Source organism: Massilia sp. CT11-137 (genome assembly GCF_047302885.1).
GTDB lineage: Bacteria > Pseudomonadota > Gammaproteobacteria > Burkholderiales > Burkholderiaceae_D > Telluria > Telluria orientalis.
In genome coordinates, this window is record NZ_JBKYMP010000001.1 from 2,506,798 (window position 1) to 2,522,553 (window position 15,756).

Genomic DNA, 15,756 nt, shown 5'->3' on the forward strand with positions numbered 1-15,756 from the left:
ATATCAGGAGACCAGGATGACCAGGATTAAGTCACCAACCACGGCGAGCCTTGCCGCCCAGCCGGGCGGCTTCCCGTCGAAACAGACGATCAAGCCCAGCAACAAAATGACGATCAGCAAGCTGGGCGGCACCATCGGCCTGAACGTCTTCGGCACGAAAGGCAAGGAGAATACGTGGAAGTTCAACGGCGACAAGAAAAAGATCGCCTCGAAGTGGCGCACGTACGACCTGCCGCCGGACAAGACCGGCAAGTCCGGCACGAAGAGCCTGGACACGATGCTGGCGCGCGCCGAGCAGCGCAACCAGACGCGCGTGCCGGACCGGGCGCGCGAGATCGTGGCGCAGACGGACCACGTGGTCGAACGCCTGGCCGCGCTGGAAGGGCGCCTGAAAACGGCCAGCGACATCGCCGATACGGCCCCATCCGATTCGCCGATCCATGCCACCGTCGCCAGCCTGAAGGAGAAGGTGGCCGAGCTGCGCCAGCAGTCGAAAACGCCGCTGGCCCAGCGCGCCGTCGCGCAGCGCGACGTCGCCGCCGACTCCATCGACGACGTGCGCGCGGCGGCCGACCATGCGCTGGCGGCGTTCGCGCACGAGCCGTCCGAGACGACGAAGGCGGCCTACGAGAGCGCGCGCCTGGACCTGCTGGGCGCGTCCGTGCAAAAGTTTTTCCACGGCTACCGCACCCTCAACGACCACGTGAGCGACCAGGGACGCGCCAAGGGCATGGCGTTGATGATGCCGGCGCTGGCCCGCCAGCTGGAGCTGCCCGCCAAGTACCTGGAGGGCGTGGCCGCGATGGCGGTCGCCGAGCCGAAGCTGGAGAGCCGCTCCGCGCCGGGCGAGCTGCACGAGAATCGTGCGGCGGTGCGCGACGCCCTGGTGGGCCGCCGCGTGCGCGACCTGACGGCGGGGCGCGCGTACGAGCTCCCCGGCAAGCCGCCGCTGGCGTCGGAAGCGAAGCACTGGCAGGGCGAAGCCGCCAGGCTGCGCGACCTCGGCGACAAGTTCTCGGTGGCCGACAAGCTGCTCGGCGACACCGTCGCCCCGCTGAAGGAGCGCGTCGCGACCATGCAGCAATCGTGCATGGACGACCTGGTCGCGCACCTGCCCTCGCTGACGGCGATGAATCCGGAGCAGCGCGCGGCAACCCGCGCGGCGCTCTCCACGCTCGCCGGACACCTGCGCCAGACGGCGGGCGACACGCTGCACAAGGACGCGGAACTGGCGCCGGCGCAGCTGATGCACATCGTCGACATGGCGGAGAAGGTGACGGGCGGCGATCCGGACCGCTGCATCGACGTCTACAAGTCGCTGGCCCAGGACAGCGTGCACCAGATCATCGACGCCACCGTCGCGAGCCGGACCGAGGGCACGGCGCCCACGCAGGCGCAGCAGGATCTCGTGGCGGTCTGGGAGATGGGCGCGCACCAGCTGCCCGATGCCGTCAACTCGCTGCTGGCCGCGAACCCGGAGCACCGCGCCGCCAAGGTCGACTGGCGCGACGTGCAGACGTTCTTCCGCTGCACGCAGGAGCACCAGCGCCTGTCGGCCCTGCCCAACGGCGACGCGGGGCACAAGGCGCGCATGCTGTCGGCGATGACGAGCATGCGCACCGAGCTGGCCACGGGCGAAAAGCCGGCCGTCGGCACGCCCGAACGGAGCGCCTGGGCCATGGTCAAGAGCGCGGTGTGGCATCAGGACAACCTGCAGAACGTCGTGCACGCGTTCGACGCGTTCAAGACCACCATGGCGTTGCCGAGTACCATGGTCAACCAGATCTACCAGCACTTCGACGCCAAGGGGCGCGGCGCGGTGGCCGAGGAAGCCAGGGCGCAGTTCAAGCAGGTGCTGCAGGACTTCCACGGGATCGCCAAGGCCACGAAGGACAACCCCGACGCGAGCCCCGCCCAGAAGGGCCATGCGAAGCTGCTGGAGGCGCTGTGCGACTACATGGACAAGCACCGCGGTTCGGAAAAGGTCGTGACCAAGGCCAGGCGCAAGCTGACGGGCAAGGAAGGCACGTTCAATGCCGGCAGCCAGCTCTGGTCCAATGCCCTGAAGGCCAAGGACAAGGCCGCCATCTTGAACATGGCCGGCGCGGAACTCTCGGTGTCGCGCGCCGCCGCGCCGCTGCTGCGCAACCTGGAGCAGGGGCACGGCGCGCTGGACCTGCTGCAGGAGCTCGTCAAGGGCACCCTGCCCGAGGCGGCGCACGGCGAACCGCTGCAGCGGCTCGCGTCGCTGGGCGGACTGGTGCGCCTGGCGAAGGGGGCGCCGCTGGAGGGACCGGAGCAGATCCGCACGTTCCTGCACGACGCCATCGACCGCACGGCGCTGGGCGACCGCACCGATACCATCAACGCCAAGCAGTTCAAGATGGCCATTCCGCTCGTCCTGCCGATCCCGTTCGCCAGCCTGAGCGCGACCTTCGGCAGTTCGAAGAGCCAGGGCACCATCGTCAACGTGCAGGCGAATAACGACTGCGTGCAGCTGACCCTGGGCCAGATGTCGGAAAAATCGATCAGCACCAGCCTGGGCGCCTCGATGGCGCCGGAGATCCTCAGCGCACACGCGGAGAAGGCGCTCAAGAAAACCTGCCTCGACGTGCGCTTCCCGGGCTTGAGCTGGAAGAAGGAGGAGAAGCAGCGCACCGACCCCGCGGTCGTGCTGAAATTCTCGATCGAACCGGTCAAGGGCTTGCGCGACCTCGACGAAGCGCGTACGCAGCTCAAGAAGGCCGTCGACATCCTCGTCGACTTCGACCCGCAAAAGCCGGAATACCAGCAATACGGCTCGGCCTATGAAGCCTTGTGCGACAAGCTCGATTCCCCGTTCACGATCGACGACGAGGTGCGCGAATACTCGACCGTCAGCAACGAGACCGCGCTCACGCCCGGCCGCGTGGCGCTCAAGTACAACAAGGAGAAGTTCGGCGCCTCGCCCAAGGGGAAGAACGACCCGGTACGGACGGGGGCCGGCATCACCACGAAGTTCACGGTGAACGAAGACAAGATGACGTCGAGGAACCAGCAGAAGGCGTACGAATTCTACGACACCGTCAAGAAGCTGGTGACGACCGACGCCTTCTTCGGCATCAACACCCGCCATACCACCGCCGAGGCGAAGAAGAACACCGGGATCACCGACGGCAAGAAGCTGCTCAGCGTGCCGGTGCAGGCGGGGGCGACGGGCTCGCTCACCGCGAACGTCGGCGGCAGCGAATACAAGGACAAGAAGCCGGTCGGCACCGACAAGCTGAAGGCCTACAAGTCGGAATACGGCGATTACAGCCGCGACATGAACAAGGCGATGGACGTGCTGCTCGAAGCGATGCCGTCGGTCAGCAACCGCGTCCAGGAAGTCGTGGACAAGGGTTTCCGCGACCAGCTGATGACGCGCCTGGCCGAGCCCGCGGCGGCGAAGCTGGCGGAACGTCATCAGGACATTGCCCAGTTGCAGGGCGAGATCGCGATCCTGCAAAGCCGCCTCGCCGCCGGCGACCCGAACGCCGACATCCAGGAGGAACCGTTGACGGAAAGCGCGGCGGCGGCCCTGGCCACCGAGCTGTCGGTCAAGCAGGAGCTGCACGCGGCCCTGGTGGAAAAGTACGCCAACGTGACGGTCGACCAGGTGAAGAAACAGATGGTCGACAAGGAAATCGGCAAGATGTGCGGCGAAGTGCTGATGAACTTCGTCCGGGCGCTCATGGAAAACAAGACCGACCGCTTCTCGGTGAAGCTGGAATCGAAGCAGCAGTGGGCCCACCGCGGCATCGACGCGGCCATCGCCAACGCGGAGGCGGCGGGGCACCACGGGATGGCGGCCGTGATGCGCGCGGTCAACGCCGACATGTTCGAAGGGGAGCGCGACCAGGCGGTCAAGTACCTCGTCGCGGCCGGCGACATGAACAACAAGTCCAGCCAGTTCGACTGGAAAAACCCGCTCGTCTTCAAGCGCCGCGAAACCAAGGGCATGACCGAGGATCCGATCCCCGACACCCGCACCGCGACCCTGCAGCCGACCGCCGACCGCCTCGTCGACGTGCGCCAGACCGGGACCCCGCTGACGGACCTGCAGGCGGAGATCGTCAAGGAAAGCCTGGCGGAGGTGCGCGCGCAGGCCAGGGCGCAAGAGCACGCCGGCGGCGCGTGAAATAATCGGCCGGCGGGCGAACCGGATGCGGCGGCGCGCAACTCATCATGAGTTCCGTCACCATCGAAAGGAGTCCATCATGCATCCGGTTGCCCATCCATCCCGCGCCCGCGGCGCGCTGGCCGCTCTCGTCATCGGCGCCGTGCTGTGCCTGGCCGCCGGCGGAGCCCGCGCCGCGGGTCCCGCGCCGGCCGCCGGCGCGTTCTTTTCGACCACCCCGATCAGGCCGCAGACGTTGGACGACGACGACTGCGACGACACCGACGCCGACGCCGTGCCCGCGCGTCCCGCGGCCGAGCCCGTCTGGGACGTCACGCCGGCCGACAAGACGCTGAAGACCGCGCTGACGCGCTGGGCCGAGGCGGCGGGCTGGCAGCTCGTGTGGGAGCTGCCGATCGATTACGCGGTGTCGGCGCGCACCGGGATCAAGGGCAGGTTCACCGACGCGGTGGAGGCGGTCGCCAGGAGCATGGCGACCGCCGACACGCCCATGAAGGCGATTTTCTACGACGGCAACCGCGTGCTGCGCATCGTCGCCAGGTAACGCGAAAGCTCAACAATTCTCAATGTCTCAGCAATGCTCAAGGATTGGCTTTTTGCGCGAATTCCACTGATATGTTTGATCCATCGCAACGTTACTGGAGATTAAACATGACGATGGAGTCGAATGGCGCCGCCGGCGTACCGCAGGCACTGGACATGGACCAACTGTTCCGCACGCATCACCGTCATCTGCTGCGCTTCGTCCAGCGCTACATGCGCAATCCCGAGGACGCGGAAGATGTCGTCCAGCAGACCTTCATCGAGGCGCTGCGCTGTGCGGACCGTTTTGCCGGGCTCTCCAAGCCGTCGACCTGGCTGTTTGGCATCGCCCTGAACCTGGCGCGGCACCAGGTGCGCCGCAACTGCGCCCAGGCCCACGACACGCTCGACGAAGCTGCGCTGGAACAGGTGGCCGATGCCCATGGCGACCCGGCCGTGCTGCTGGAATGGCGCCAGACGGCGGCGATGGTCGACGCAATGCTGAATGCGCTGCCCGCCCGGATCCGCACGACGTTCGAAGCGGTGCTCGACGGGGGCTCGACGTACGAAGAGGCGGCCAGTGAAATGGACATCCCGGTGGGCACCGTCCGCTCGCGCGTGTCGCGCGTCCGGGCCGCCGTGCGCGCCGGATGCGGCCGCTGATCATTCCGGCAGGTCGGGGGCGGAATCGTCCGGGACGGCGGCGGCGTGTTGCCCCGACAGTTCCAGCCGATACCCCTGGCCGTACGCGGTGCGGATGCTGACGCCGCGTTCGGCACCCAGCTGCAGCTTCTTGCGCAATTTGTACACGTGCTGCTCGATCGTGCGGCCGGCGACCTCGCTGTCGGAACTCCAGATCGACGTGCCGATGGTCTCGCGCGAGATGTACACGCCGGGCGACGAAAAAAACATCCACGCCAGGCCGAACTCGCGCGACGTCAACATGATCGGCGTGCCGAGGTAGGCGAATTTGCTGCTCTCGCGGTCGAGCGAAAAACCGGCCAGTTCGATGCGGCGGCGCGCGCCGCGCGGATTACTGCGGCGCACCAGCGCATGGGCCCGCGCCAGCAATTCGACCGGTTCGAACGGCCTGACCAGCAGGTCGTCGGCACCCGCGTTGAGCACCAGTGCGGTCATGTGGGCGTCGCGTACGGGCGACATGGCGAGAACCGGCGTATCGTTGCCGGAACGGCAGTTAAGCCAGGACACGATGGCGTCGTCCGGCGTGGGCGCGGCGTCCAGGTCGATGAAGATCAGGTCGAATTTTTGCCGCAGCAGGGCACGAAACAGGACGACTTCGGACGTGAAGTGCGTGCATTCGGCACCGGCTTGCATGAATGCGGCACGGACGACTTTCAGGACGGATGTGTTAGTTACCAAACATGCAATATTCATTCGCATCTTTAACTGAGCCCGATTGTTCGGTAGGGGCGACGCCGCTTGATGCGTGCCGGATGGCGAGGTCGACGTGAATGATGGGTATCATAATTGCAAACGGTTATTTTGTCCTGTTGAATAATCTCCGCCGGAGCCGGGCGATAGGGGAAATCCACGTTGTCAATCGTACCGTGTCATCCTGGAAATGGATGGTATAGTCGGTCATTTGACAGAATTGCCGGGGCCGCAAACTGGTCCAAACGGCACAACCTTTCACTCCAAAAAAGGAATACAGATGACGACCCAGGACTACGCGAACCGCATCAGCCAGCTCATCCAGGATCATCAGGCCGACATCGGCTCGGAGTGGATCGAGCAGCTGGAAGCGCTGACGGTGCGGTCGAGCGTCGTCTCGAAAGACCAGCTGCGCAAGCATTGCCAGCAATTCCTGGCCGCGTTCGCCCAGGCCACGCGCGGCGGCGAACTGCAGAACATGGACCACCGTTCGTGGGACGACGTGCGCGACATCCTGAGCGAGATCTCGTCGATCCGCGCCAGGAACGGCTCGACCCCGAGCGAGACGGCGACCTTCGTGTTCTCGCTGAAGCAGCCGCTGTTCACGCGCCTGAACCAGGGCTTCGCGGGCGACCCGGCCGCGCTCGCATCGGCCTCGTGGACCATCAGCTCGCTGCTCGACAAGATGGGCCTGTACACCATCGAAGTGTTCCAGCGCGCGCGCGACCAGATCATCGTGCGCCAGCAGCAGGAATTGCTGGAATTGTCGACGCCGGTCGTCAAACTGTGGGAAGGCATCCTCGCGCTGCCGCTGATCGGCACGCTCGATTCGGCGCGCACCCAGGTGGTGATGGAGAACATCCTGCAGAAGATCGTCGATACGGGCGCCTCGATCGCCATCATCGACATCACCGGCGTGCCGACCGTCGACACGCTCGTCGCGCAGCACCTCATGAAAACGATCGCTGCCGCGCGCCTGATGGGCGCCGACTGCATCATCAGCGGCATCCGTCCGCAGATCGCGCAGACCATCGTGCACCTGGGCGTGAATCTGGAAGACGTCGTGACCAAGGCCACGCTGGCGGACGCGTTCCTCGTCGCGCTCGAGCGCACCGGCACGTCCGTCATCAAGCGTACCGCCCACGCCTGAGGACCGCGCATGGAACGCATCCCGATTCTCCGCATGGGCGACCTGTTGCTGGTGACGATCCAGGTCGACATGCACGACCGCCTGGCGATGACCCTGCAGGACGACCTCACCGAACGCATCGTGCGCGACCGCGCCAAGGGCGTCCTGATCGACATCTCCGCGCTCGACCTGGTGGACTCGTTCATCGGCCGCATGATCAGCAACACGGCCGCGATGGCGCGCGTGCTCGATGCGCAGACCGTGGTCGTCGGCATGCAGCCGGCCGTCGCGATCACGCTGGTCGAACTGGGTCTCACGCTGCATGGCGTGAAGACGGCACTCAACGTCGAAAAGGGCATGGCCCTGTTGGGAAAGACTAATTTTTGATGAGCGCAGCTCTCAATAACGCGGTGGTGTTCGAGTCCGAACTGCTCGAGCGGCACCGTCAGGACCGCACCGAACGCACCGCGTTGCCGCTGCGGTCGGACGAGGACGTCGTCGCGCTGCGCAAGCACGTGCGCGAGCGGGCCGTCGCGATCGGGCTGTCGCTCGTCGACCAGACCAAGCTCGTGACGGCGGCCAGCGAGCTGGCGCGCAACACGATCAAGTATGGCGGCGGCGGCATGGTCTACCTCGATGCGCTGACGGACGGTTTCCGCAAGGGCGTCGGCCTGATCTTCATCGATAACGGACCGGGCATCCCCGACCTCGAGATGGCGCTGCGCGACGGCTACACGACGGGCGGCGGCCTGGGGCTCGGCCTCGGCGGTTCGAAACGCCTCGTCGACGAATTCGGCATCGATTCCCGCGCGGGAGAGGGCACTGCGGTGTCGGTCGTCAAATGGAAACGCTGATCAGTTCGCTGTCGCCGCAGCTCAACTTCGCCATCACCCACGCCAGCGACGTCTCGGCCGCGCGCCGCGCCGGGCAGAAGCTGGCGGATACGCTCGGCTTCGACGACGTCAAGGCCGGCCGCCTCGCGATCATCATCACGGAAGCGGCCACCAACATCCTCAAGCACGCGGGCGAAGGGACGATCAGCATCATGCGCACGCAGTCCGGCGCCGCGATGCCGGGCGTGGACGTCGTCGCCGTCGACAACGGGCCAGGCATCGCCGACATCGACTTCGCGCTGCGCGACGGCGTCTCGACGGCCGGCACGGCGGGCACGGGCCTCGGTGCGCTGCGCCGCCAGGCCGACGAATTCGACGCGTGGACCCAGCTTGGCCGCGGCAGCGCCTTCTTCATGCGCATCTGGCAGGGCGCCGCGCCACCCGAACCATGCGGCATCGAAGTGGGCGCGCTGTGCATGCCGCTCGCCGGGGAGGACGAGAGCGGCGACGGCTGGGGCGTCACCTGCGATCTCGAAGGCGCGACCCTGGTCGGCGTGGACGGACTCGGTCACGGGCCGGAAGCGGCAAAGGCCGCCGCCGGCGCCATCCAGGCGCTGCAAAAGCGTCCGGCCGCTCTGCCTTCCGAAGTGCTGCACACGGCGCACGAACTGCTGCGCATCACGCGCGGTGCCGCGATGTCCGTGGCAAGGATCGACTACAGCGGCGGCGACATCCGTTGCGCCGGCATCGGCAACGTGGCCGCCGTCGTGTTCGACGGCGCGGCGCGCCGCGCGCTCGTCTCGCACAACGGCATCGTGGGGCACAACATGCGCAAGGTGCAGGAATTCACCGCGCCGTTCCCGCCCGGCGCGCTGTGCGTGCTGGCCTCGGACGGCATCCAGACCCAGTGGGACCTCGGCGCCTATCCGGGCCTCCACATGCACGCACCCGCGCTCGTGGCGGCCGTGCTGATGCGCGACTTCATCCGCCGCCGCGACGACGCGATGGTGCTGGTCGCGCGCCGGAGAACGTCGTGAACGTGCAGCGCATCCTGGCCGTGGGCCTCGACGCCGAGCAGGACGTCGTGCTCGTGCGCCAGCGCGCGCGCCAGGTCTCGCACCTGCTCGGGTTTTCGCAGCAGGACCAGGTACGCATCGCCACCGCCGTCTCGGAAGTGGCGCGCGGCGCCTGCCAGGCCGGATTTGGCGGCCGCGCCGCGTTCCTGATCCGCGAGGCGGGCCGGCGCCAGTCGCTCGAGGTGACGATCAGCGGCGGCAAGGGCGCGCAAGGCAGCTTGCCGGACGATGCCGTCGTCACCGCGCACCGCCTGATGGACGAGTGCCACGTCGCGCAGGACGAGCAGGGCGCCGGCGTGATCACGATGCGCAAGGCGCTGCCGCCGCAGCTGTGGATCGACAATGCGCGCCTGGCCGAGGTCGCGGCGCAGCTGGCCAAGGACAGCCCCGTCGCGAACACGTACAACGAACTGGAGCTGCAGAACCGCGAACTGGTCGCCACGCTGGCGGAACTGCGCGAGCGCCAGGAAGACCTGCTGTCGCTGACGCGCGAACTGGAAGACACGAACCGCGGCATCGTCGCGCTGTACGCCGAGATCGAGGACAAGGCCGAGCGTTTGCGTCGCGCCGACGAGATGAAGTCGCGCTTCCTGTCGAACACGAGCCACGAACTGCGTACGCCGCTGTCGTCGATCCGCGCGCTGGCCAAGCTGCTGCTGGACCGCATGGACGGCGACCTGACGCCGGAACAGGAGCGCCAGGTGCGCTTCATCGAGGCCGCCGCGGCCGACCTGTCGGAACTCGTCAACGACCTGCTCGACCTGGCCAAGATCGAGGCGGGCCGCGTCGAGGTGGCGGTGGCGCCCATCGTCGTGGACAACCTGTTCCGCGCGCTCAAGGGCATGCTCCGTCCGCTCGTCGACGAGGCGCGGGTCGACCTGATCTTCGAACCGTGCGACTATGTCGAGGCATTCGATTCGGACGAGGGCAAGATCTCGCAGGTCCTGCGCAACTTCATTTCGAACGCCCTGAAATTCACCGAGCAGGGCGCGGTGCGCGTGTCGGCCTTCCATGACCCCGGGGCCGACACGATCACGTTCGCGGTAGCCGATACCGGGATCGGCATCAGCCCGGACAACCTGCAGCTGATCTTCGAAGAGTTCAGCCAGATCGAACACCCGCTGCAGCGGCGCAGCAAGGGCACGGGGCTCGGCCTGCCCCTGTGCCGCAAGCTGGCGGACCTACTCGGCGGCCGCGTGGACGTGGTCAGCCAGCCCGGCGTCGGCTCCACCTTCAGCCTCGTGCTGCCGCGCTTCTTCCCGGCCCAAACTGTGCAGCGCAACGCTGGAACCTGAGGAACGCAACATGACTACCCCGACCTTGATCCTCAACGTCGACGACAACGACGGCGCCCGCTACGCCAAGACGCGCATCCTGCAGAGTGCCGGCTTCGACGTCGTCGAGGCGAGCAACGGCACCGATGCGCTCAATGTCGTAAAGCGCGGCGGCGTCGCGCTCGTGCTGCTCGACGTGAAGCTCCCGGACATCAACGGCATCGAGGTGTGCCGCCGCATCAAGGCCGACCCGGACAGCGCGATGGTCCTCGTGCTGCAGACGTCGGCCGCGCTGACGGGCCGCGCCGACAAGATCCGCGGCCTGGAGGGTGGCGCCGACAACTATCTCGCCGCGCCGATCGAGGCCGACGAACTGGTCGCCAACGTCAACGCGCTGCTGCGCATGCGCCAGACCCAGAGCGCGTTGCGCGACAGCGAGGAACGCTTCCGCCAGCTCACCGACAACATCGAGGACGTGTTCTGGATGTTCTCCGTGCCGGCGCGCGCGCTCGAATACGTGAGCCCCGCGTACGCGACGATCTGGGGCCGCCCCGTCGACACGCTGGAGCGCGAGCCGGACAGCTGGCTCGCGGCCGTGCATCCGGACGACCGCGCCTACGTCATGTCGCTGTGGGATGCGCTGCAGACCGCGCCGCACTACGAAGCCGAATTTCGCGTGATGATGCCGGACGGCTCGCCGCGTTGGGTGCGCGACCGCCTGTTCCCCGTGCGCGACCGGCGCGACGAGGTGTACCGCGTGGCGCGCGTGACGAGCGACATCACGCGCCGCAAGGAGATGGAAGCGCTGCTGCGCGCGGCCGACGCCAACAAGAACGAATTCCTCGCGACGCTCGCGCACGAGCTGCGCAATCCGCTGTCGCCGATCCGCAATGCGGCGGCGCTGCTGGGCGCGTCCGGCAACGGCGCCAACGAGCACCATGCGCGCGCGCGCGACGTCATCACGCGCCAGGTCGACCATCTCGCCCACCTCGTCGACGACCTGCTCGACGTGGCGCGCATCTCGGAGGGCAAGATCGTCCTGCGCCAGGAAGAGGTCGAGCTGAAAGGCGTGATCGCCCAGGCGGTCGAAACGGCCGGTCCCCTGATCGCGGCGCGCGAGCACAAGCTGGACGTCGTCCAGCCGGACCGCCAGATCTGGCTGCGGGGCGACCCGGTGCGCCTCGCGCAATCGATGGGCAACCTGCTGCATAATGCGGCCAAGTTCACGCCCAAGGGCGGCAGGATCAGGGTCGAGGTGACGCTCGCGGGCGACGTCGTGCGCATCGCCGTGCGGGACAACGGCATCGGCATCGCCGAGGACAACCTGTCGCGCATCTTCGGCATGTTCGCGCAGGCGGCCGTCCCGCCGGACCGCGCACCGGAAGGCCTCGGCATCGGCCTGTCGCTCGTCTCGCGCCTGCTCGAGATGCACGGCGGCCGGCTGTCCGCCACGAGCCCCGGCATCGGCCTCGGCTCCACGTTCACCGTCGAGCTGCCGGTGCTGCGCACGGCGGAGCAGGGCGCGCAGGCAGCCGAGGCGCCGTCCAGCGCACCGGCGCCGGCGTCGGGCGGCCGCAAGATCCTGCTCGTCGACGACAACGTCGACGCGATGGAGATGATGGCCTTCCTGCTGGCCGAGATGGGCTACGAGGCGCACACGACGGCGGATGCCGGCAACCTCGTGCAGATGGCGCTGGAGTTGCGGCCGGACGTGATCGTGCTCGACATCGGCCTGCCGGGCGTGGACGGCTATGAACTGGCGCGCATGCTCAAGCGGCATCCGCAGCTGGCCTCGACCCGCCTCGTCGCGCATACCGGCTACGGTTCGCCGGAAGACCGGCGCAAGGCGCAGGAGGCGGGCTTCGATGCGCACCTCGTCAAGCCTGCCGAGCTGGAAGACCTCGAAAAAGCGTTGCAAGGCTGATTTGCGTTCCGCGTGGGCACAGGGTGCCCACCCTACGGATGCGCGGTCGTTCAACGTGCGTCAGCGGTAGGGTGGGCTCCCCGAGCCCACGCGTTCAACGTGCGTCAGCGCACGTACATCCGCACGTCATCGGCCTAATCTGGCGCCATCCACTTACCGATGGAGGCCATCATGCCCAAGGGAGCCAGCCCGAAACGCGAGCGCGAATACAAGAAGCTCGAGACGGAATTCAAGAAGGAACACCGCTATCCCGGCCGCGAGGAAGAGGTCGCGTCGCGCATCGTGAACAAGCAGCGCGCGGAGCACGGCGAAACGAAGCAGTCGTCGAGCGGCGGGTCGAAGCAGTCCGCCAGGAAGTAACGAATACGGTTTCACCGTGACAAGCAAAGCCTCCCGGGCCGCGCCCGGGAGGCATGCGGTTACTTGTCGGTGACCGTAAAGTCCCCGAACGCCTTCAGCTGCTCGCCGACGGCCTTCGAATCGCCCACCACGACGATGGACTGGTTCTCCGGCGCGAAGTACTTCTTCGCCACGTCGCGCACCTGTTCCGGCGTGACCTTTTCGATCAGCGGCACGTACTGGCCCAGGAACTCGGCCGGCAGGCCCACGAGCCAGTTGCTGGACAGCGTGTTCGCGACGGCGCGCTGCATCTGGTTGCTCAGCAGGTAGCCGCCCGCCACGTAGCGCTTGTGCATCTTCATCTCGTCCGCCGGGACGAGGTCGGCGCCGATGCGCTTGTACTCGTTGAAGTACTCGGTCAGCGCGGCGCCCGTGACTTCGTTGCGCACGTCCGCGCCGCCGACGATGCCGCCGCCTTCGCGCAGCAGGCGCGCGCCGGCCGAGGCGCCGTAGGTGTAACCCTTCTCCTCGCGCAGCTTGATGTTCACGCGGCTCGAAAAGCCGCCGCCCAGGATCGTGCTGGCCAGGCGCAGCGGAATCTGGTCGGAAGCCGTCGCGGCGATGCCGGGGCTACCGAGGCGCAGCGTCGACTGCACGCTGCCGCCCCGTTCCAGCAGCAGGCGTACGGGTTTTGCCGTGGCCGGAGCCTTCGGCACCTCCGCTGCCGCCGGGCCGCTTGCCTTCCAGTCGCCGAACGCCTTCTGCGCGAGTTTCAAGGCATCCGCTTCCTTGATGCGGCCCGTGATCACGAGCAGCGCGCGCTCCGGACGGAAGCGTTTCGCGTGCTCGGCGCGCAGCAGGTTCTGCGTGGTCGATTCGATCGCTTCCGCCGTCGGCGTCATGTGGCCGTACGGGTGGTCGCCGTAGATCGCGCGGCTGATCGCGCGTTCGGCGCGGAAGCGCGGCTGCGTCTCCGAGACGCGCAGGCTTTGCAGCGCGTTGGCCTTGGCCAGCGCCACTTCATTCTCGGGGAACGATGGCGTGCGCGCGACTTCGGCCAGCAGCTGCATCATCGGTCCGGCCTGCGACGCGAGCGCGCTGGCCTGGACCGCGATGCCGTCCGCGCCGGCGCCGGCGGCCACGGAGCCGCCCATGCCCTGGGCCGCTTCCGCGATCGCGCGCGAGTCGCGTTTCGCCGTGCCTTCGTTCAGCAGGCCGGCCAGCAGTTCGGCGAAGCCCGGGTGTTTCGCATCGTCGGCGGCGAAGCCCGCGTCGCGCACGGCCAGCACCATGTCCACGCGCGGGATGCCGGTGCGCGGCACGATCCACACCTGCAGGCCATTCGACAAGGTCTTCTTGCCGATGTGCGGCACGGGCAGCGGTTTGTCTTTTGCGTAGGCCGGCATCGCGGCCGGCATCGTTTCTTTCGGCACGTCCGCGGCCTGGGCCGAGTGGGCGAACAAGGCACCCACGATCATCGTCAGCATCAGTTGTTTCATCGGGGCGCTCCTCATTTCTTGACTGCCGGCTTGCGGTCGATGACGGTGCGGTTCGCCTTCGTCAGGTACGTGGCGGCCACGCGCTGCAGGTCGGCGGACGTCACGCCCTCGATCCAGCCGGGCACCTTGTTGACGACGTTGGCGTCGCCCCACAGCGTCTGCAGCTTGGCGAGCGTGTCGGCGCGCGACAGGATGTTTTCCAGGTCGTTGTTCCAGTCCGCGAGCATGCGGGTCTTCACGCGCTTTAGCGTGGCGGCGTCGACGCCGTCCTTGACCACTTTCGCGATCTGCGCGTCCATCGCGGCCAGCATCGCGTCGGCGCTGCTGTTCGGCTTGTACAGGCCGAACACGGTGAACAGGGTGGGGCCGCCGTATTCGAACGGACCGGTGAGGCCGAAGCCGCCCTGGACGTTCAGCGCGATCTCGCGGCCCTTGACGAGATTCAGGTAGAACAGCGACGCGTCGCCGCCCGCCAGCAGTTCGGACAGCACGGCCATCGGCGCCTGGTCCGCGCTGCCCTGCGGCGGCACTTTCCAGCCGACGGCGACGGCCGGCACCTGCGCCAGCGCGTCGCTTTGCTCGATGCGTTTTTCCTGTGTGTTCAGGCCTTCGGTGAAGTCGGAGCCTTTCGGCACGGGGCGGGCCGCGATGCCGCCGAAGTACTTCTGCGCGAGCGCGAAGGCCTGCGCGGGCGTGACGTCGCCGGCGATCGCCAGCACGGCGTTGTTCGGGCCGTAGTAGTCGCGGTGGAAGGCGCGCACGTCGTCGAGGCTCGCGCCTTCGAGGTCTTCGAAGCTGCCGTAGCCGTCGTGGTTGTTCTCCCATTTCTGGAACGCGAGCTGGCTGATGTCGAGCCAGAAGAAGCCGCCGTACGGCTTGTTCTTGACGTTCACGCGGATCTCTTCCTTGACCACGTCCTGCTGGTTCTTCAGGGTGGCCGGGTTGAAGTCGAGGGTCTTCATGCGGTCCGCCTCGAGCCACAGGATCGGCTCGAGCGACGACACGGGCGCCGTCTCGATGTAGTTCGTGAAGTCGGGACGCGTGGAGCCGTTGTTGTTGCCGCCGCCGCCCGTGATGGCGCGGTCGAACACGCCCTTCGGCGCATTCGGCGTGCCTTGGAACATCAGGTGCTCGAACAGGTGGGCGAAGCCCGTGCGGTTGCGCGGCTCCAGGCGCATGCCGACGTGGTACACGACGGACACGCCGACGGTCGGCGAACTATGGTCTTCGGAGACGACGACCGTCAGGCCGTTGTCGAGCTTCTTGACGTTGACCGGCAGGGTCCACTGGTCGCTGGTCGCAGCAAGCGAGGTCAGCGAGAGTGACAACCCGGCCAGCAGGGCGGGCAGGTAGCGCAGGCGCATTGATCACCTTTTATGAAGTTATGGGGCAGGGCATCGAATTTATCTTAACGCAACAAATGCGGGGCCGGGATGAAATGTTGATACATACATCGATGACAAACGGTGACAAACGGTGACATTTGAAGGCGGCCCGGCGCGCGATAATGACCGGCTCGCCCATGCATGCCAGCCCGCCTCCGGTGTCGCTCAGGTGGTCATTTTTGCAGTTCGTCGCAATTCGCTGGGCCGGGCGGGGCCGTCCGTTT

Annotated in this window: 13 protein-coding genes; 10 read left to right on the forward strand and 3 right to left on the reverse strand. The window is 67.1% G+C overall.

The annotated features are described in order from the left end of the window. Nucleotides 1–16: 16 nt before the first annotated feature. The 3 genes from ACEN98_RS11360 (at nucleotide 17) to ACEN98_RS11370 (ending at nucleotide 5,344) form a co-directional block, all read left to right on the forward strand. A complete protein-coding gene (locus tag ACEN98_RS11360) occupies nucleotides 17–4,159 on the forward strand; it encodes a hypothetical protein (RefSeq protein ID WP_413384363.1) in 4,143 nt (1,380 codons plus the stop codon). A gap of 79 nt (nucleotides 4,160–4,238) precedes the next feature. Further along, a complete protein-coding gene (locus tag ACEN98_RS11365; RefSeq protein WP_413384365.1) occupies nucleotides 4,239–4,703 on the forward strand; it encodes a toxin co-regulated pilus biosynthesis Q family protein in 465 nt (154 codons plus the stop codon). Between the two features lie 107 nt (nucleotides 4,704–4,810). Further along, on the forward strand, nucleotides 4,811–5,344 hold the full coding sequence (locus tag ACEN98_RS11370) for an RNA polymerase sigma factor (RefSeq protein ID WP_413384367.1): 534 nt from the start codon (nucleotides 4,811–4,813) through the stop codon (nucleotides 5,342–5,344). Here the strand turns inward: ACEN98_RS11370 and ACEN98_RS11375 are convergent, their stop codons facing one another. Next, nucleotides 5,345–6,016: a response regulator transcription factor gene (locus ACEN98_RS11375; RefSeq protein ID WP_413384369.1), complete on the reverse strand. Its 672-nt coding sequence runs from the start codon at nucleotides 6,014–6,016 to the stop codon at nucleotides 5,345–5,347. A 337-nt stretch (nucleotides 6,017–6,353) separates the two neighbouring features. Here ACEN98_RS11375 and ACEN98_RS11380 point away from each other — a divergent pair, with 337 nt between their 5' ends. From ACEN98_RS11380 to ACEN98_RS11410, 7 genes are all read left to right on the forward strand, one after another. Next, entirely contained in the window at nucleotides 6,354–7,223 is an 870-nt protein-coding gene (locus tag ACEN98_RS11380; protein WP_413384371.1) for an STAS domain-containing protein, read from the forward strand. Between the two features lie 9 nt (nucleotides 7,224–7,232). After that, nucleotides 7,233–7,589, forward strand: coding sequence for an STAS domain-containing protein (locus ACEN98_RS11385; protein WP_036230674.1), 357 nt, complete (start codon nucleotides 7,233–7,235; stop codon nucleotides 7,587–7,589). Next, on the forward strand, nucleotides 7,589–8,056 hold the full coding sequence (locus tag ACEN98_RS11390; protein ID WP_413384373.1) for an anti-sigma regulatory factor: 468 nt from the start codon (nucleotides 7,589–7,591) through the stop codon (nucleotides 8,054–8,056). Before ACEN98_RS11385 ends, ACEN98_RS11390 begins: the two co-directional genes overlap by 1 nt. After that, on the forward strand, nucleotides 8,044–9,072 hold the full coding sequence (locus ACEN98_RS11395; RefSeq protein WP_413384375.1) for a SpoIIE family protein phosphatase: 1,029 nt from the start codon (nucleotides 8,044–8,046) through the stop codon (nucleotides 9,070–9,072). The genes ACEN98_RS11390 and ACEN98_RS11395 overlap by 13 nt, the downstream gene beginning before the upstream one ends. Continuing rightward, nucleotides 9,069–10,406, forward strand: coding sequence for an ATP-binding protein (locus ACEN98_RS11400; protein ID WP_413384377.1), 1,338 nt, complete (start codon nucleotides 9,069–9,071; stop codon nucleotides 10,404–10,406). The genes ACEN98_RS11395 and ACEN98_RS11400 overlap by 4 nt, the downstream gene beginning before the upstream one ends. A 10-nt stretch (nucleotides 10,407–10,416) precedes the next feature. After that, nucleotides 10,417–12,309, forward strand: coding sequence for a response regulator (locus ACEN98_RS11405; protein ID WP_413384380.1), 1,893 nt, complete (start codon nucleotides 10,417–10,419; stop codon nucleotides 12,307–12,309). Between the two features lie 171 nt (nucleotides 12,310–12,480). Continuing rightward, on the forward strand, nucleotides 12,481–12,669 hold the full coding sequence (locus ACEN98_RS11410; RefSeq protein ID WP_413384382.1) for a hypothetical protein: 189 nt from the start codon (nucleotides 12,481–12,483) through the stop codon (nucleotides 12,667–12,669). A gap of 59 nt (nucleotides 12,670–12,728) precedes the next feature. Here ACEN98_RS11410 and ACEN98_RS11415 read toward each other — a convergent pair whose 3' ends face one another. Both ACEN98_RS11415 and ACEN98_RS11420 read right to left on the reverse strand, forming a co-directional pair. Next, entirely contained in the window at nucleotides 12,729–14,147 is a 1,419-nt protein-coding gene (locus ACEN98_RS11415) for a M16 family metallopeptidase (RefSeq protein WP_413384384.1), read from the reverse strand. A gap of 11 nt (nucleotides 14,148–14,158) precedes the next feature. After that, a complete protein-coding gene (locus ACEN98_RS11420) occupies nucleotides 14,159–15,511 on the reverse strand; it encodes a M16 family metallopeptidase (RefSeq protein ID WP_413384386.1) in 1,353 nt (450 codons plus the stop codon). Between the last annotated feature and the right edge of the window lie 245 nt (nucleotides 15,512–15,756).